General features: G+C 72.9%; 15 protein-coding genes. 6 read left to right on the forward strand and 9 right to left on the reverse strand.

Annotated elements, in window-relative coordinates; all coding sequences use genetic code 11:
* Positions 1-251: 251 nt before the first annotated feature.
* Both AB0I91_RS27280 and AB0I91_RS27285 read left to right on the forward strand, forming a co-directional pair.
* Positions 252-1,133 carry a glycosyltransferase family 2 protein gene (locus AB0I91_RS27280; protein WP_499639446.1) on the forward strand — a complete coding sequence of 294 codons (882 nt, stop codon included), beginning with the start codon at positions 252-254 and terminating at the stop codon, positions 1,131-1,133.
* A gap of 41 nt (positions 1,134-1,174) precedes the next feature.
* Positions 1,175-2,116 carry a GHMP family kinase ATP-binding protein gene (locus AB0I91_RS27285; protein ID WP_499612497.1) on the forward strand — a complete coding sequence of 314 codons (942 nt, stop codon included), beginning with the start codon at positions 1,175-1,177 and terminating at the stop codon, positions 2,114-2,116.
* On the opposite strand, the gene AB0I91_RS27290 is transcribed toward AB0I91_RS27285, so the two are convergent.
* Genes AB0I91_RS27290 through AB0I91_RS27305 form a run of 4 tightly spaced genes read right to left on the reverse strand, consistent with a single transcriptional unit; the run spans position 2,065 to position 6,118 of the window.
* Positions 2,065-3,738 carry a hypothetical protein gene (locus AB0I91_RS27290; RefSeq protein ID WP_499639448.1) on the reverse strand — a complete coding sequence of 558 codons (1,674 nt, stop codon included), beginning with the start codon at positions 3,736-3,738 and terminating at the stop codon, positions 2,065-2,067. The genes AB0I91_RS27285 and AB0I91_RS27290 overlap by 52 nt on opposite strands.
* Complete coding sequence (locus AB0I91_RS27295) at positions 3,735-4,490, reverse strand: GNAT family N-acetyltransferase (RefSeq protein ID WP_499639450.1); 756 nt, start codon at positions 4,488-4,490, stop codon at positions 3,735-3,737. Before AB0I91_RS27295 ends, AB0I91_RS27290 begins: the two co-directional genes overlap by 4 nt.
* Before the next feature lie 15 nt (positions 4,491-4,505).
* The gene (locus tag AB0I91_RS27300) at positions 4,506-5,282 is read right to left on the reverse strand and encodes a glycosyltransferase family 2 protein (protein ID WP_499639452.1); all 777 of its coding nucleotides are present in this window, start codon (positions 5,280-5,282) and stop codon (positions 4,506-4,508) included.
* Positions 5,279-6,118, reverse strand: coding sequence for a class I SAM-dependent methyltransferase (locus tag AB0I91_RS27305; RefSeq protein ID WP_499639454.1), 840 nt, complete (start codon positions 6,116-6,118; stop codon positions 5,279-5,281). The genes AB0I91_RS27300 and AB0I91_RS27305 overlap by 4 nt, the downstream gene beginning before the upstream one ends.
* Positions 6,119-6,145: 27 nt before the next feature.
* Here AB0I91_RS27305 and AB0I91_RS27310 point away from each other — a divergent pair, with 27 nt between their 5' ends.
* Positions 6,146-7,615 (forward strand): N,N-dimethylformamidase beta subunit family domain-containing protein, encoded by a 1,470-nt coding sequence (locus AB0I91_RS27310; RefSeq protein WP_499639456.1) that lies wholly within the window; start codon positions 6,146-6,148, stop codon positions 7,613-7,615.
* On the opposite strand, the gene AB0I91_RS27315 is transcribed toward AB0I91_RS27310, so the two are convergent.
* The 3 genes from AB0I91_RS27315 to AB0I91_RS27325 are packed head-to-tail and all read right to left on the reverse strand — an operon-like array spanning position 7,605 to position 10,577.
* Positions 7,605-8,321, reverse strand: a complete 717-nt coding sequence (locus tag AB0I91_RS27315) for an HAD family hydrolase (protein ID WP_498775349.1) — start codon at positions 8,319-8,321, stop codon at positions 7,605-7,607. The genes AB0I91_RS27310 and AB0I91_RS27315 overlap by 11 nt on opposite strands.
* An 11-nt stretch (positions 8,322-8,332) precedes the next feature.
* Positions 8,333-9,511 carry a glycine amidinotransferase gene (locus AB0I91_RS27320; RefSeq protein ID WP_498775347.1) on the reverse strand — a complete coding sequence of 393 codons (1,179 nt, stop codon included), beginning with the start codon at positions 9,509-9,511 and terminating at the stop codon, positions 8,333-8,335.
* Positions 9,512-9,548: 37 nt separating this feature from the next.
* Positions 9,549-10,577, reverse strand: coding sequence for a radical SAM protein (locus tag AB0I91_RS27325; protein WP_498775344.1), 1,029 nt, complete (start codon positions 10,575-10,577; stop codon positions 9,549-9,551).
* Between the two features lie 650 nt (positions 10,578-11,227).
* Between AB0I91_RS27325 and AB0I91_RS27330 the strand changes: the two genes are divergently transcribed.
* The 3 genes from AB0I91_RS27330 to AB0I91_RS27340 are packed head-to-tail and all read left to right on the forward strand — an operon-like array spanning position 11,228 to position 14,202.
* Positions 11,228-12,697 carry a carbamoyltransferase family protein gene (locus AB0I91_RS27330; protein ID WP_499639458.1) on the forward strand — a complete coding sequence of 490 codons (1,470 nt, stop codon included), beginning with the start codon at positions 11,228-11,230 and terminating at the stop codon, positions 12,695-12,697.
* A gap of 5 nt (positions 12,698-12,702) precedes the next feature.
* Positions 12,703-13,449 carry a DUF6071 family protein gene (locus tag AB0I91_RS27335; protein ID WP_499639460.1) on the forward strand — a complete coding sequence of 249 codons (747 nt, stop codon included), beginning with the start codon at positions 12,703-12,705 and terminating at the stop codon, positions 13,447-13,449.
* 18 nt (positions 13,450-13,467) lie between these two features.
* Entirely contained in the window at positions 13,468-14,202 is a 735-nt protein-coding gene (locus tag AB0I91_RS27340; RefSeq protein WP_499639462.1) for a DUF6071 family protein, read from the forward strand.
* 43 nt (positions 14,203-14,245) lie between these two features.
* Here the strand turns inward: AB0I91_RS27340 and AB0I91_RS27345 are convergent, their stop codons facing one another.
* The gene (locus AB0I91_RS27345) at positions 14,246-16,069 is read right to left on the reverse strand and encodes a LamG-like jellyroll fold domain-containing protein (protein ID WP_499639464.1); all 1,824 of its coding nucleotides are present in this window, start codon (positions 16,067-16,069) and stop codon (positions 14,246-14,248) included.
* Positions 16,070-16,285: 216 nt separating this feature from the next.
* On the reverse strand, positions 16,286-16,726 hold the full coding sequence (locus tag AB0I91_RS27350) for a hypothetical protein (RefSeq protein WP_498775334.1): 441 nt from the start codon (positions 16,724-16,726) through the stop codon (positions 16,286-16,288).
* Positions 16,727-16,737: the final 11 nt, after the last annotated feature.

Genomic DNA, 16,737 nt, shown 5'->3' on the forward strand with positions numbered 1-16,737 from the left:
TGGGTTCTGCCATCGACGCCGCTCAATTCCCCGTCAGGAGGTAAAAGAAAGCCACCATCGTGTCGGTCGCGCGGTGACGTGCCGTGCACCGCTCGGCCGCGATTACCTACCGTCGCGGCCGTCGATCCCGTTCGAGGGCACTTCCGGGCCATTCCCGGGGCATCGCCTTGCCGCGTCGACCGGCGCCGCAGTACTTTTCCGGTGCCGTCGGCAATTCCGGTCCACCCACTCTCCGAGAGCGGTGGTGCTCCATGGCGTCGAGATCCGCTCTCGCACCTCCCGTCAGCGTGATCGTGCCCGCGCGCAACGCGGCGGCCGTCGTGGCGGGCCAGCTGGCCGCCCTGTCCGAACAGGACCACGAGGGGCCGTGGGAAGTGGTGGTCGTGGACAACGGGTCCACGGACGGGACGGCCGACGTCGTGGCCCGGTGGGCGCACCGGCTGCCGGACCTGCGGGTGGTGCGCCACGAGCCGCCCGGGATCAACGGCGCGCGCAACGCGGGCGCTCGGGCCGCGCACGGCGAGCTGCTGGCGTACTGCGACGCGGACGACGCGGCGACCACCGGGTGGCTCGCCGCCCTGGCGCGGGCCGCGTCGAGGGCGGACGTGGTCGGCGGGTACCTCGACACCACCGCGCTGAACAGCGAGCGCGTCCGCACGTCCCGCTCGCCCCACCCCACCGACCGGCTGCCGGTCGTCATGAGCTTCCTGCCCTACGCGGTGGGCGCGAACCTGGGTGTGCGGACCGAGGTGTTCCGGGCCTTGGGCGGGTTCGACGAGAGCTACACCGGTGGCGGCGGGGACGACGTGGAGTTCAGCGTGCGGGCCCAGCTGATGGGCTGCTCCGTGGCCTTCGCGCCGGACGCGGTGATGCGCTACCGGATGCGCGACCGGCTGTGGTCGCTCGCCAGGCAGCAGGTGGCCTACGGGCGAGCCGACGCGAAGCTGCTCAAGGACTTCCGCGCGCACGGGATGCGCGCGGGCGGGACGGCCAGGGCGCTGGCGGACTGGTTCCGGCTCGTCCGGCGCGCCCCGGCCCTCGCCACGCCCGAGCGCGGGCGCTGGGTGTGCCGGTTCGCGTGGCGGCTCGGCAGGCTGGTCGGCAGCGCGGAGCAGCGGGTGTGGTGCCCGTAGCGGTCCGGGCGGTGGTCGTCCCGACGGAGGAGGAGAACCGGGTGGCAGACCTGCGAACGATCACCGCGTCGTGCCCCGTGCGCGCGTGCCTGTCCGGCGAGGACCTCGACTGGGTGGGTGGCCGGTCCGTGTGCGTCGCGCTCGACCTGCGCACCACCGTCGAGGTGGACCCGGCCGCGTCGACGGGCGGGCGGGCCCCGGAGGAGTGGACCACCGGCGTCTGGTCCTTCCTCGGTCGGCACGTCGGCGGGCTCCCGCGCCGGCCGCCGCCGGTGGCCGTGTCGAGCGAGGCCCCTTCCGCCAGCGGCCTGTCCTCGTCCAGCGCGCTGATCCTCGCCCTGTTCCAGGCCTTCGCCACGGCCGTGCCCTCGGCGCGGTCGATCCCGCGCGGCACCCTGGTCCGGTGGGCGTACGAGTACGAGTTCGCCTTCTGCCACGGCGGTGGCATGGACCAGGTGGCCATCGCCCTGGGCGGCGCGACGCTGTCCGCGGGCCGGGCCGCCGGGCTGCCCGAAGTCCTCGACCACGCGGACTTCCCGCCGCGGTGGGCCGTCGTCGTGGTCGATTCGCGGACGCCGAAGTCGACGCCCGACCACATCAGGTCGGTCCGGGCCCAGCACCACGCCGGCGACCCCGCGCTCGCGGAGTACGCGCACCGGGCGGACGCGGCGTCCGCCTTGGCGTGGGAGGCGATCCGCGGACGTGACCTGGCGGCGTTGGGCACGGCCATGACCGCCGCCCACCGCGCGATGCGGGACGTGCAGGGCATGTCGACCCCGCTGCTGGAACGCCTGCGCGCCACCGCCCGGCGGACCACCGGCCTGCCCCTGAAGGTCAGCGGCGCGGGTGGCGGTGGCGCGTTGGTCGGGGTGTGCCCGACCGGGGACGCCGAGTCCCTCGCGGGCGCGCTGCGCGAGGCCTACCGCGACGATCACCCGGACGTGCGGGTGATCGTCACCGGCTCGGCGCCGTCGAACTCGTAGGCGAGCCACTGCGCGAAGTGGTGCAGGCGCCACCGGAGGCCCACGTCCGGGTCCCGTTCGACGGACGCGGGCGGACGCGTGGTCCTGGTGTCGTGGACGGGCACCGGTCGCACGGCCCGCGCGACGATCCCGGCCAGCACCTCGATCGGGTACCCGGGCGGCGCGGGGAACCCCTCGGCGGTCCCGCACGCGATGGCGTGCACCTGTTCGACCAGTTCCCGCACGTGCAGCGGTCGCACGACGGCGGGTGAGCCGGCGGCGATCCGGATCGGCTCGGACCGCAGCGCCGCCCACACGAGCGCCCCGACGGTCGAGTCCGGTCCACAGCCGGGACCGTAGAGGTCGACCGGGCCGATGCGCAGTGGCGCGCGTGAGCCGTGCCGCAGCAGCGGGCAGCCGTCGGTCGTCAGGTCGAGCACGACGTCGCCGCGACGCGGAGCGCGCCCTCCCACCGCGGTCACCACGTGCCCCAGGTCGGTCAGCGTGCGCTCGACGTGCTCGGCCAACGCACCCCCGGACGCCACCAAGGTGATCCCGCCGGAGCTCCGGCGTGGACGCGGCGCGGTCTCGCGACCGGTGCGCAGGGCGAGTTCCGCGAGCAGGGCCAACCGGTCGCACGCCTCCACGGACAGCTCACCACCGGGCTCCTGGCTCGTCCCTCCCGGGGCGATGGTGCGCAACGCCTCCCGCGCCACGTCCGGATCGGCGTCACCGCACCTGCCGGCGGTCAGCATCCCGAGTGCGAACGCGGTGAGCCACGTGCCGCGCACCACCGCGGGGTCGACGTCGTCCAGTTCCACGTCCGCGGCCGGCCGGAGGTGGTGTTCCGGGACACCGAGGCCGACCAGGTGGTCCGCGGTCTCCAGGTGCAGCCACCGACCCGACTCGGTGTGGACGACGCACTGGGCGACGCCGTTCTTGAAGAACGGCACCGCGCCCGGCACGTCGACGTCGACGCGCCGCGGTCCGGGGCGGACGACGGGCAGGTAGCACGGTGAGCGCCGGAGCCCGCGGAACGCGTTGCCCGCGATGCTCGGCACGTCCTCGTGCTGCGCCAGGGTCGGCACGGCGATGAGGCACCGCACGCCCTCGCGGCGCAGGTACCTGCTCATCAGGATGTCGTCCGGCCAGGTCGAGGGCCGCCGGCGCAGGTCGTCGGCGAAACCCGCGGCCACCGCTCGGGGCAGGACGAGGGCCCCGGTGGGGGTGTACTCGTTGACCGCGCTCACCCACCCCGCCCCGGTCAACGCGCCCAGCCGCACCGCGGCCCCGTTGCGGGAGTCCCACATCGAGTACAGGGCCAGGGCGGCCTCCGGCGCGACGCCGATGGCGTGCACCAGCCGCTCGATCGCACCTCCGGCCAGGAGCATGTCGTCCTGCACGACGAGGTGGTGCGTCGAGGAGGCAGGGACGGACTCCCACGCGGCGAGCGTGGTGCGCAGGGCCGTCGGGGGGCCGGTCGGGTCCGGGTCGGTGACGACGGTGAGCAACCCCGGCGGGGCCTGGGCGGCGACCCGAGCCGCCGCGTCACCGCGAGCGGGATGGGTGATCACCGATCCGGTCAGCACGACCTCGCGCGGCGGCCGGCCGCGTGCGGCGACGAGACGCGGCCCGGCGCTCATCGGCCGGCCGCCACGTCGTGCACGACCCAGACGTTCGGCTCCCAGTAGACGCCCTGGTCCTGCCGCCGGTCGACGTGCAGCAGCGCGAGCCCGTGGGGGAACACGTAGTCGCCGCTGTCGGGGAAGGCGATCCCGGTCCAGGCCTCCCACTCGGCCACCGTGCCCGTGATCAGCGACGAGCGGGGCGCGGGCGCGGACAGCACGCCGCCGCGGCGGACGTGCGTGCGGATCCACGGGTCGAACGGCGTGCCGTCCGAGGCCGTCCACGAGGCGTAGCGCTCGATCGGCACGAGCGGGTAGAGCTCCTTGAGGGTCGGCCTGAGCGGGACGACCACGTGGGCGAGCCCGGCTCGTCGCGCGGCGCTGCACAGCGCCCGCAGCGCCACCGTCGACAGGCCCTTCCCCCGGTGGCGGGGCGCGACCTCGATCCCGAGCGCGCAGAGGGCGTTCGTGGCGACCCCGGCGTCGTGGGCGGCGAAACCGGCCTGGACCGCCGCGTCGATCCCCGGGCCGAGGCCCGCCGCGGTGCCGTCCCACACCAGCGGGATGCCGCGCGCGGTGGCCGACACGTCGTCGGTGTCCGGGTCGACGAGGGCGAGCTGGAACCGGCCGAAGACCGAGTGCAGCCGCTCCCAGTACCCGGCCATCACCTCACCGTGGACGTTGTACTCCGGCCAGACCCCGTCGAACAGCGCCGGGATGCGGTGCCACAGGTCGGGCCTGCCGTCGTGGTCGACCACCGTCGGCGGCATCGGCTCCTCCTCCGCTCAGATCGAGAACACCGGGCCGTCGCTGCCGTGCACCAGCACGGGGGACGGGACGGCGTAGTAGGCGATGGCCGCGCGGATGTCGGACTCCCGCGACGCGACCTCCACGTTGGACCGCGACCGGATGCGCAGCTTGGCGTAGTGCGCGACGGGGTAGCAGTTCCGGCCGTGGTAGGTGTACAGGTAGAGGTGTCCCCGGCCGCCGAGGTGCTGCACGCGCACCTTCTCGTGCAGCTCGGTCATCAACGCCCAGTCCTCGCCGAGGTGCGCGTTGCGACCCGACTCCGGGTAGCGGAACCGCGCGTCGCGGGTCATCAGCATCGTGGTGGGCAGCAACGGGTACGCGGCGGGCGGCGTGGGCCGGGTCCAGTCGATCCAGTGCAGGTCCCCGTCCTGCTGGAACAGCTGGAGGTGATCGCTGAGGAACGACGTGTGGGCGCCGTCCCTGATCAGCTCGTCCACCTGGACCGCCAGCCGGTCGGGGTGGCTGCAATCGTCGTCGTCCCACACGCACACCAGTTCGCCCGAGGCCGCGTCCAGGGAGAGGTTGCGCAGCGCGCCCAGGCGCGCGTCGGGATCGGCCTCGACGACCACGACTCGTTCCACCCCGTGCGCGCGAACCGACGCCAGCAACCGGTCCCGATACGCCGCCGTGCCCTGGGTGACGACGACCAGCTCGCGCGCGGTGTACCGCTGGTCGGCGAAGCACCTGATCGCGCGGTCGGCCAGCGCCGGCCGGTCCTTGGTCACCATCAGGCAGCTCACCAGCGGGGTCACGCCGCTCCCACCTCCCACACGATCGCGACCGGCACGCCGTGCCAGGCGGCGTTGGCGGCGTCGGCGATCCGCTCCTCGTAACCACCGGGCGGCAACGGCCCGCCGAACAGCGGCTCCTGGCAGGACCGGAGGGTGAGGCCGTGGGTCGCGAACGCCGTGAGGTAGTCGCTGACCAGGCGCGGGTGGTTGCGCATGAAGACCAGGTCGCCCGAGCGGTGCCCGCACACGTACTGCCCGTGCAGCAGCACCATGACCGGGTGCAGGTCGCTGACGACCAGGCGACCACCCGGGCGCAGCACCCGGCGGAACTCGCCGATCGCGCCGGTGATGTCCGGCAGGTGGCTCAGCGCCAGGCCGCAGACCACGAGGTCGACCGAGGCGTCGGGCAGCGGCAGGTGCTCCAGGTCGCCGAGCTCGAACCGGGCCCGCGCCACCTTGGCCGCGGCCAGGTCCAGCATCTGCGGTGACTGGTCGATCCCGATGACGTCGTGCCCGAGGCGGACCAGGGTCGCGGTGTGCCTGCCGGTGCCGCAGGCGGCGTCCAGGGCGCGTCCGGGTGGCACGTCGGCCAGCAGTCGCCGCACGGCGGGCTCTTCCGCCGAGAGGAGGAAGTGGGGATCGGCGTCGTAGGTGTGCGCCGTGAACGCGTACCCGTTCGCCACGTCCAGTTCGGTGAGCCGTTTGCCGGCGGATTCGTCGTCGGGGATGGAGTCGACGAGCTTCTTCAGTTCCGCCACCCTCGCCGCGACGAAGTCGTCGTCGTGGTCCACGGCGGTGCGCAGCAGGGCCAGTCCTTCGATGCCGATCATCAGTTCGGGGGTACGATCCCGCTGCATCGGGCACTCCTTCCGAACGGGGGCGACGTGATCGAGGGCTATTTCGAGCGGGAGAGCGTCGTCGTCGGGGATGAGCTCGGCGTGCACGTTTCAACCGATGCGGCCTTCTTCCGGGTGGACTTCTACCGGATCGGCGCGGAAAACGAGTACGCCGGCAGCACGGAATGGCTGCGCGGGGTGTTCGCGGCCCCGCCACCGCACCCCGATGGGGTGCCCGAGCACGCTTGTCCCTCGGTCGACTGGGGTTGGCCCGGCCACCGGGTCCCGGTGCCGCCGGGGTGGCGGCCGGGCGTGTACGTCGCCTTCTTCGTGGAGTCGGCCACCGACACCGCGCCGATCACCGACGACGACGGTCGCCCGACCGGGGAACAGCACCACGACGACGCGCACCACGGCGGCTTCGGCCGGGAGTACTTCGTGCTCCGCCCGCGCGTGCCGGGATCCGCGCCGATCCTCTACAAGAAGGCCGGCTTCACCCGCCACGCCTACAACCGCTCGGACGGGCCGGGGATCGACCGGGCGAGCAGCCTGTACGACAACCCGGTGTACGTCCCCGCGAACGGCGACGTGCCCGGTGGGCACAAGGTCAGCGCGCACCGGCCCGGTGGCGTCGACGACCTGGCGTACTGGGACGCCCCGTTCATCGCGTGGCTCGAACGCGCGGGCTACCGGGTGGAGTTCTGCACGGACCTCGACCTGCACGAGGACCCCGGCCTGCTCTCGCCGTACCGGCTGCTGCTCAGCGTCGGGCACGACGAGTACTGGAGCGCCCGGATGCGCGAGCACGTCGAGGCGTTCGTCGACGCGGGCGGCAACGTGGCGTACTTCAGCGCGAACACCTGCTGGTGGCGCGTGCACGTGGCGGACGGCGGCACGGCGCTCGTCTGCGACACCGACCACGAGGTCGACGGCGTCCACCCGCACCTGCCGGCGACCGACCAGTGGTGGACGCCCGCGCCCGACGGCGTCGGCGCGCCGGAGAACGCCCTGACCGGCGTCAGCTTCCGCAACGGCGGCATGTGGCCGGGTGACTGGCCCGGCGACCGGCCGCGCACCGGCTTCCTGGTGCAGCACGCCGACCACTGGGTGTACGAGGGCACGGGGCTGCGCGACGGCTCCGACGGCGGCGTCGCCGACCGGCTCGGCGCGGGCCTGCCGCTGATCGGCTACGAGTGCGACGGGGCCGCGTACACCCTCGACGAGCACGGCGTGGCGCGGCCGACCGGCGCGGACGGCACGCCGGAGTCCTTCCTCATCCTGGGCATCGCCGTGCTCGAACCCGTGCACGACGACTTCCACCACCCGAAGCCCGGTCACTGGAACTGCGTCCCGAGGGAGGCCACGACCGGTCCCCGTGCGGCGACCATGGGTGTCCACACGCGCAACGGCACCGTCTTCACCGCCGCCACCACGGACTGGCCGGTGATCGTGGGACGTGGCCTCGACGCCGGTGTCGACCGGGTGACCCGCAACGTCCTGGACCGCCTCAGCACGTGAACCCCTCGACCAGCTCGACCACTTCGGACAGACCGGAGACCCGCCACACGCCCGGTGGCAGCGGCGGCGGCACCTCCCGCCGCGCGGCGCGCTCCGGCCGCCACAGGTGCACCGCGCGCATCCCCACCGCGCGCGGTCCCAGGACGTCCGGTCCCCACATGTCGCCGACGAACAACGCCTCGGCCGGCCGGAGACCGCACTCGCGCAACGTCCGCCGGTAGATGCGGGGATCGGGCTTGCGCCACCCGGCGCGCGCCGAGCTCACCGCCGCGGCGAACACCCCGGCCAGCCCCGCCTGCTCGATCGCCTCGTCGAGCTCCCAGTACCAGTTGGAGCAGACCGCGCAGACCACGCCCAGCCGGCTCAGCCGCGCCAGCGCTTCGAGGACGTCGTCGTAGCGCCGCACCCTGAGCGCCCGGGTCTCCCGGTCCAGGTCCGCGACCACCGCCTCCACCCGCTCCGCCGGGACGCCGCAGGCACGGGCACGTCGCCGCAGCCGGTCCACCTCCCAGGCCCGGTAGGAGTCGCGGTCGCGCGAGTGCGCCTCGTGCGCCTCGCCGTCGGCCGGCCACACCGACCAGCCGTCGTCCCACCGGAGCCCGGCCTCGGGCAACCCGTGGCGTTCGAGCACTTCGCGGTGCGGCACGCCCCACGCGACCGACCGCGCCAGCGTGCCGTGGAAGTCGAAGAGGACACCGCGAACCACGTGCCACCTCGTCAGAACCGTCCGGCGCGGCGGGGGAAGTAGTCCTCCAGCACACCGTCGCGCTCCACGTCGACCGTGGCGCAGTGCAACCCGCCGCCGAACGGCGCGACCGCCCGGAACGGCACCGGCACGACCTCGAAGCCGAGCCCCACGAGCTGATCGGCCAGCCGGACCTCCTCGGCCTCGACGCACAAGGTGCCCGGGTCGAGGTTCAGGATGTTCACCGCGAGCCAGGGGGTGCAGAACGACAGCCTCATCCGGTGCCGCCAGCTCACCGGCGCGACGGCCTCCACCACCTCCCAGTCGTTGACCTCGAAGTACTTGACCAGCTCCGGCTCGGCGGGGCGCTCACCGTTGTGCAGCACCAGGCCGGGGCGCAGCGGCACCCACGTGGCGTCGATGTGCAGCGGGTGGGTGTTGGTGAACGTGATGGCGTGCACCCGGTGCTCGGGGAAGTGGCGCCTGAGCCACTCGTGGCCCTGCCGGTTGGTGACCAGCGACAGCTGCACGAACAGGTCCTTGCCGAAGCGGGCGACGTCGGCGGCGTCGAACAGCGGCTCCTTCTCGGTCAGCACCAGGTCGTGCGCGGCGACCCTCTCCAGCTGCTCGGCGACGCCCAGGGTGTTGTAGGTGTCCCAGAACCCGGGCACGTACGACTCGTCGGTCAGCCGCGGCTTCGGCGCCGCCTCCCACCGCATGTCCGGGTCGCTCTCGAACAGCGACTGGAGCACGGGGCGGTAGCACAGGTACTCGAACCACCTGCTCCGGTAGCACATCGTGGCTTCGAGGACCTCGTGGCCGACGGTGAGCAGCACGTCGCGCGGCGGCATGCAGCCGAACATGGACTCCTGCTCCCAGTCCGGCGTGCTCACCGGCCGGGTGAAGTCCAGCGGGGTGGGCCGGTCCACCCGGATGCCCCGCGACGTCAGCAGGTCCGCGAACGAGTCGAGCTGCTCGTTCGCCGCCGCCGTCATCTCCTCGGGCATCGGGCCCCACGTGCCCAGCGGGAAGCCGTCCTCGGGGAAGTCGCGGCGCACCGCGGGCTCGGGCGCCTGCACCACCGTCCCGGTGGCCCGGCCGAGGATGACGTGGCGCAGCGGGTCCCACCCGTTCCACGAGTTGACCCGCGTCGCCCTCGGCGCCTCGGCGCGCACCCGCCCGTCCGCGGCGGAACGCTCCAGTGTGGACATTCGCGCTGATCCTTCCGGCCGGACGGGCGGGCCGCCGTCAGATGAACAGGTCGTAGTCGGTGTCGCGCACGGCCCGACCCCGGCCGGCCGCCAGCTCGGCGAGTTCGAGGTTGGAGCGGTGCCGGGCGCAGTGGAAACCGCAGTCCCGGCTGGGGTCGACGATGCCCCGGTCGGAGTCGCGCCAGATGTCGACGAGGCTGTCGGTCACCGCGTCCCCGAGCCTGGCGGCCTCGTTCCCCCGGTGGTAGGGGCACGTGTACACGCCCGACGGCGTGACGAGGGTCCGCAGCTCGGCCACGCCGCAGCGCCGGTAGTCCTTCGGCTGGACGGGCCCCTCGTGCTTCCTCAACGAGTCCAAGGTGGAGGAGTTGACGACCTGGAACCGGTCGCTCTCCAGGCGCCTCGCCCGGTCGATCTGGGCCTCCACGGAGGCCAGCACCTCCTCCGGGACGCCGACCACGTGGTGCCGCTCGTCGAACATGGCCTTGACCTCGAAGTAGTCGCAGCCGATGTCGTGCGCCAACTCCGCGCCGGCCAGCACCTCCCCGTGGTTGGAGACCGCGGTGCCGTCGGCCTCCCGGCGCACCACCACGAGGAACGAGTAGCCCAGCGCGCCGGTCTTGACCTCGGCGAGGCGGCGCATGTTGCCGATCACCCGGTCGAACGCGCTCCCGCCGCGCCGGTCGGGTCGGAAGGACCGGTAGGTCCCGCTGGTCGCGGCGTCCACCGAGACCCGCACCCAGGAGGCGTGCTCGGCCAGCACGTCCAGGTTCTGGTCGATCATCGTGCCGTTGGTGACCACGCCGACCGCCACGCCCGCCCCGCCCAGCGCGCGGATGACCGCCCGGGTGCCCCGGTGGGCCAGCGGCTCGCCGCCGCCGATCAGGATCACCGCCGCGACGCCCAACTCGACCAGTTCGCCGGCGAGGGCCACCAACCTCTCCGCGGTGAAGCGGCCTTGGTTGAGCAGTTTCCCGCTGATGCATTCCGGGCACGCCAAATCGCAGAACGTGGTCGGATCGAGGTCCACCACGACCGGGTTGTGCGAGCGCCTGCCGCGGGCCACTGCCAAAGCCGTGGGAAAGATTCTCGGTTGGTAGAGTTTGGCGGCCAGGTCCATTCGGTCGATGGTCACGGTGGCGTCGTCCCTTCACTGATGAATGCCGGTCGGGTGTCCGGCCGTGATGGACCGAGTCGACCAGGGAGGGCCTGATTCCGGAGGTTACCAGCGGCTCTGCTTCGTCGGATTGCACGATGGAGTGGACCTCTTGGTCGCGACGGGACGTTCGTCGCCGAAGGTGCCGGATCGCGCCGACTGGGCTGGTCAGGAGCCCGCAACGGCCGCGTCCCTCACACGTGTGCCCTTGGTCGGGTGCGCGGTTCTCCTGGTGGAACGCCTGAACCGGTTCCGGTCACCTTGCGTTCCGCGTAACGCACACTTTTGGTTGAAGTGCGTGTCGAGAGGTGGGCTCGAGTGGCTTTCGCAGGATGGGCGGTGAATCGTGAACGGGGTCGAATATCACGCCGCGTGTGATCGGGTGGCATTGCCCTGATCGGCCACGTCGGCGCCTGGTCGCGGTCGCGAGGAGTGGATCAGTGCGGGCAATCGGGTGGTTGGCGGGGCGCGTGTCGCGGGCAATCGGAGCGGTCGCCTGGCGGATGCGCATGAGACGCGCGAGGAAGAACGACCCGCACCTCTACAAGTGAGGGGCCGCCGTGCTGGTCTGGGGCATCTCCGCGCTGTCGCACGACGCGTCGCTGGCCGTGGTGGACGACGGCGAAGTCCTGTTCGCCGGGCACTCGGAACGCTATTCGCGCGTCAAGAACGACCCACTCCTGCACGCCGACCTCGTCGCCGAGGCGCTGTCGCACGGCAGGCCGCAGGCCATCTCCTGGTACGAGCGGCCGTACCTCAAGAAGTTGCGGCACGCGGCGGCCGGCCAGTGGAAGGACGCCCTGACCAAGGAGGACGCGCCGCGCCGCTACCTGAGGTCGCTGGGCCTGCCGTTCCCGCTCCCGGAGATCTCGTTCGCCCACCACCACGAGTCCCACGCGATGGCCGGCGTCGCCACCAGCGGGTTCGGTGACGCGGCGGTCATCGTCGCCGACGCGATCGGCGAGTTCGACACGTTCACCATCTCGAAGTACACCGCGCGCGACGGGTTGGACGTGCTGTTCCGCCGTCGCTACCCGCACAGCCTCGGGCTGCTCTACAGCGCCTTCACCCGGCGCTGCGGCTTCCGCCCGAACGAGGACGAGTACATCACCATGGGCATGGCCGCCTTCGGCTCGCCCCGGCACGCCGACCGGCTGCGGGCCGAGTGGATCGCGGTCGACGAACCGGGTTTCCGGTTGCGCGCCAACGTGCACCGCGGCATCGGCGACTGGCTGCCCGGCGCGCGGCCCGAGGACCTCGCGGCCAGCGTCCAGGCCGTCACCGAGGAGGTGCTGCTGGGCGCGGCGCGGTGGGCGCGCCGCGAGACCGGCAGCCGCAACCTGGTGCTGATGGGCGGCGTGGCGCTGAACTGCGTCGCCAACTCCAGGATCTGCGCGACCGGCGACTTCGACCGCGTGTGGATCTTCCCCAACCCCGGCGACGCCGGGTCCAGCCTGGGCGCCGTCGCGGCCACCACCCGGCAACCGGTGACGTGGCCCGGGCCCTACCTGGGCACCGAGATCCGGCGGACGCTCGACCCCCACGAGGTCGTCGAGGAGCTCAAGGCGGACGGGGTCCTCGCGGTGGCGAACGGGCGCGCCGAGTTCGGCCCCCGCGCGCTGGGCAACCGGTCGATCCTGGCCGACCCCCGGACCCAGCGGATGAAGGACCGTGTCAACGAGGTGAAGGGGCGGGAGAAGTTCCGCCCGTTCGCGCCGGTGATCCGGGAGGAACGAGCGGCGGAGTTCTTCGAGATGCCGATCCCGGCGACGCCCTACATGCAGTTCACGGCCCGGTGCCGGGAACCGGGGAGGTTCCCGGCGATCGTGCACGCCGACGGCACCAGCCGCGTGCAGACGGTGACCCGCGACCAGCACCCGCTGCTGTACCGCGTGCTGCACGAGTGGGAGCTGGAGACCGGCTGCCCGATGTTGCTCAACACGAGCCTGAACTCGCGGGGCGAACCGCTGGTGAACTCCTGGGAGCACGCGTCGGCGTTCGGCCGGCGCGAGGGGATCAAGGTGCTGTGACCGTCATGATCGGACTCCTCGTGGCCAACGGCTGCAGCTGCACGCGCGGCCAGGAACTGCGTGATCCCGGCACGAGCGCGTGGCCCGCCGTGCTCGCCGCCCGCCTGGGCATCCCGGTCGCGAACCTGGCCGGTGACGGGAGCTCGAACCGCCGGATCGTCCGGACCACGGTCGGCAACCTCGACCGGGTGTGCCGCGAGTTCGGCGTGCCGGTCGAGGAGACGCTGGTGATGTGCATGTGGACGTGCGTCTACCGGAGCGAGTACCACGCCCGGCGCCGGCGTGACCGGGTGGGCCACCCGGACCTGCCGTACGAGACGGACTGGAAGCGCCTGGGTCCGTGGAACTTCGAGGAGGACGACGGCGCGTCCAACGCCCACTTCCGGTCCATGTTGAGCGAGGAGGGCGGCACCATCAACCTGCTGACCGACTGGGTCCTGCTGGACTCGTACCTCCGCTTGCGCGGCGCGGTGCCCCGGTACACCTTCGCGTGGAACGTCCTGCCGTCGAAGCTGCCGGGCGAGGCCGTCGAGCTGTCCCGTCAGCTGGAGCCGACGTCGGTCTACGGCAACGAGATCGGCAGCAAGGGCAACTCGATCAACGGCGTGACGCGGAAGAAGTTCGAGTTCGGCCCCGGCAGGCACCCCTTGGAGGCCGGCCACGCGTACTACGCGACCCTGCTCGAAACGTGGCTCAGGGACCAGGGGCTGACCTTCCCCGAGCACGTCCTCGCCCACCGCGCCCACGACTGATCCGGGTGGGGTGACACCGTGATCAGGTTGCTGGTGGCGAACGGGTGCAGCTTCACCGCCGGTCAGGAGCTGCGCGATCGTGGGACGGGCGCGTGGCCGGCGGTGCTCGCCGCCCGCCTGGGCGTCCCGGTCGCGAACCTGGCCTGCGGCGGTGGTTCGAACCGCCGGACGGTCCGGACCACGGTCGGCAACCTCGACCGGGTGTGCCGCGAGTTCGGCGTGCCGGTCGGGGAGACCCTGGTGGTGTGCATGTGGACCGGCGTCAACCGGGGCGAGTACCACCGGCGCGATCGGGTGGATCGCCCGGACCTGCCGCACGAGACCGACTGGTACCGCCTGGGGCCGTGGAACCTGGCGGACGACGACGGCGCCGCCGACGAGCACTTCCGGTCCATGTGGACCCGGGAGGGCGGCACGATCACCCTGCTGACCGACTGGGTCCTGCTGGACTCCTACCTCCGCTCGCGCGGGGCGGTGGCCAGGTACACCTTCGCGTGGGACCTCCTGCCGTCGAAGCTGCCGGGCGAAGCCGTCGAGCTGTCCCGTCAGCTCGATCCCACGTCGGTCTACGGGGACGCGCTCGGCAGGGGCGGCACGTCGTTCGGCGGGTCGACGTCGGGTGGGTTCGAGTTCGGCCCCGGTGGTCATCCTCTCGAAGACGGGCACGCGTACTTCGCGCAACGGCTGGAGACGTGGCTCCGGGACCAAGGCCTGGTGTTCCCGGTGGGCGCCGGCCTCGGAGCCATGGCCTGACGTGCGTGCCGGGCCGCCGCGGGCGCGCGCTGCTCGGTGAGGATCACCGTTCGGCGGTCAGGAACCGGTCGGGCCGCAGGCCTTTCGCGGTGATCCGCGTGTCGCCGATCCAGCCGTGGAAGCCCTGGCCGTAGCGCAGCGCGAACTGGGTGCCCCCGAGCGCGAACGGCCTGCCGAGCGTCGAGATGCCGCGTGACTCCTCGGCGGCGTTGCGGGCGATCTTCGCGCCGTCGACGTACATCGTGGTGCGGCGGCCGTCGTTGACCACGGCGACGTGCGTCCACCGGCCGACCGGCACGGCGTGGCTCCAGGACGTGGGGTCGGCGTCGACGGGCACCGGGTAGACCACGAACTGCAGGAACCGCTCGCCGGACAGGTTGAGGCTGCACGTCGGCTCGTCGTCGGACCAGCCGCTGGTCTTGCCGGCGTCCCCGGCGCGGCCTTCCCAGCTGAGCAGGCCCATCCACGCGTGGTCGCCGACGAGCGGGTCGGGGAGCTTGAAGAACGTCTCGATGGTGTAGCCCGCCTCGAACCGCATGGCGTTGAGCGGTGCGGTGTCGGACGTGCGCAGCACCGCGCCGCGGTCGGGGTCCTTGCCGCCGTCGAAGCGCAGGCTCGCGTGCGCGGGCTGGCCGTCGTGGTGCTCGGCCGACCAGGTCAGCACGTCCGGGCCGCTCCCGCGCAGCCGCGTGACGGTGAGGTCGTTGCCCCGGCCGGTGAGGTCCCGGGCCACCGCGCCCGCCGGCACGGGACCGTCCCCCGCCGGGAACCCGGCCGCGTCGAACCGCCAGTACGCCACCGTGTCCCGCGTGACGACGGCGCTCGCCGGACGCGCCGGCGGCACGACGGGCGGCGCGAAGCCCGCGAACCGCTCCCGGAAGTCGATCTCCACGGTGAACCGGTCGGCGTCGCCGGTCAGCCGCGCGGTCTCGGCCTCCGGCAGGCTGTCGCCGTCGCGGGCGAGCAGCCACGGCGAGAACGTCTCCACGTCGATGACGCCGCGGGTGAGGTCGAACGTGTAGAACCGGACCATGCCCGCGCCGCCGTAGTAGCGGTCCTGGTAGTTGGTCAGGTGCAGGTGCACGTCGTGGCCGTGGTCGTTGACCAGGGTGGTGCGGCCGGACGGCCAGTAGTGCCCGTTGAGGGTGAGGAAGACCTGGTCGTTGCGGCGGATCAGGTTGTCCCACAAGTGGCTGCCGTGCGCGGAGAGCCGCGCGTCCGGGCTGCCGGCGACGAGGTCGTGCGTGGTGAGGATGGTGGGCAGCGACCGGTGCCGGTCCAGCACGGTCTGCGCCCACTCGATCCCCTGGTCCGACACCCGCCAGTCCAGCGCGAGCACCAGCCACTGCCGCCCGCCGGCGCGCAGGACGTGGTAGCTGTTGTAGCCGTCCGGCGCGAACCCGCCGAAGGTCGGCATGCGGCGGAACCGCTCCGGCCCGAACACCCTGGAGAACGGCGTCGGCCCGCGCCGGTCGTCGGTGTTGCCCGGCACGTCGTGGTTGCCCGCCAGCACGCTGTAGGGGACGCCGTCGGTGAACACCGAGTCGGCCAGCCGCACCTCGGTCTCCGTGCCGTGCTCGGTCACGTCTCCCAGGTGGGTCAGGAAGACGACGTTCGCGTCACGCCGGCGCGCCACCTCGCGCAACGCCACGCGCACCGGCTCGGGGTCGGAGCCGCCCTCGTCGAGCAGGTACTGGGTGTCCGGCAGCACCGCGATGGTGAAGCGGGGGTCGGCGGTGTCCGGTCGGGCCGTCCCGCGCTCGTCGCCGTGCGCGACCGGCGCGAGCACCGCGGGTGCCATCGCGGCAGCGGGCGCCACGACCGCGGCCTGGAGCAGTGCGCGCCGTCCGACTCGGTTCTCCGCCATGAAGGTGCCTCTCTGCCGGTGGGGTGGCGAGAAGCCTCGTCGGGCCGCGTTCCAGGGCGCCGACGTGCGCGGGAACAGCCCGCGCACACTGGTTGAACCATGGGGGAACGACCCGGTTCCGATGGGGCGGTGGTCCGGCTCGACGCGAGGGCGCGCCCGGTCGGGCGGGTGGGGCTTCGGTGGGCGGTGCTCGGATCGGTGGTGCGCGGTGCCCGCTCAGCGGCGGGCGGTGGCCAGGATGACGAGGAACTGACCGCCGCCCGCGTCGACGGCGGCGGTCACCGGCAGGCCCGGGGTCAGTCGGGAGAAGCGGTCCACCAGCCATTCCGCGGCGTCCCGGGCGTCGCGCTCGGTCGGGCAGCGGGCCACCACCTCGCGTCCGCCCTTGCGCTCCAGCCTCCCGGCGACGGTGATCAGCGGCGCGGGGTCGGCGACGTGCAGGTGGTCCGGCCAGGGGATCACCGCGGTGACCGCGCCCTTGCGGGTGTTGCAGCCGCGGTGCGCGAGCCGTTCGGCGACCTTGGCCTTCCGGTCGGCGGTCCGGCTGTCCACGCTCGGCCCCCGCGAGTCGTTCACCGACATCCCGGGGTCGACCGGTTCGTCGCACACCCAGCACCGCCAGCCGTCGCGCTCGGCCACGTCATCGAGGAGGCTCATCCCGGCAACCT

It is taken from the genome of Actinosynnema sp. NPDC049800, from assembly GCF_040656635.1.
Classification (GTDB): Bacteria; Actinomycetota; Actinomycetes; order Mycobacteriales; family Pseudonocardiaceae; genus Actinosynnema.

What these genes read in the sequence shown, in the direction of transcription:
- AB0I91_RS27295 (WP_499639450.1), bottom strand. Translation starts at nt 4,490, where the DNA reads ATGCCGCCGACGGTGGTCGACCACGACGGCAGGCCCGACCTGTGGCAC.
- AB0I91_RS27290 (WP_499639448.1), bottom strand. Translation starts at nt 3,738, where the DNA reads ATGAGCGCCGGGCCGCGTCTCGTCGCCGCACGCGGCCGGCCGCCGCGC.
- AB0I91_RS27320 (WP_498775347.1), bottom strand. Translation starts at nt 9,511, where the DNA reads ATGTCCACACTGGAGCGTTCCGCCGCGGACGGGCGGGTGCGCGCCGAG.
- AB0I91_RS27350 (WP_498775334.1), bottom strand. Translation starts at nt 16,726, where the DNA reads ATGAGCCTCCTCGATGACGTGGCCGAGCGCGACGGCTGGCGGTGCTGG.
- AB0I91_RS27345 (WP_499639464.1), bottom strand. Translation starts at nt 16,069, where the DNA reads ATGGCGGAGAACCGAGTCGGACGGCGCGCACTGCTCCAGGCCGCGGTC.
- AB0I91_RS27280 (WP_499639446.1), top strand. Translation starts at nt 252, where the DNA reads ATGGCGTCGAGATCCGCTCTCGCACCTCCCGTCAGCGTGATCGTGCCC.
- AB0I91_RS27335 (WP_499639460.1), top strand. Translation starts at nt 12,703, where the DNA reads ATGATCGGACTCCTCGTGGCCAACGGCTGCAGCTGCACGCGCGGCCAG.
- AB0I91_RS27305 (WP_499639454.1), bottom strand. Translation starts at nt 6,118, where the DNA reads ATGCAGCGGGATCGTACCCCCGAACTGATGATCGGCATCGAAGGACTG.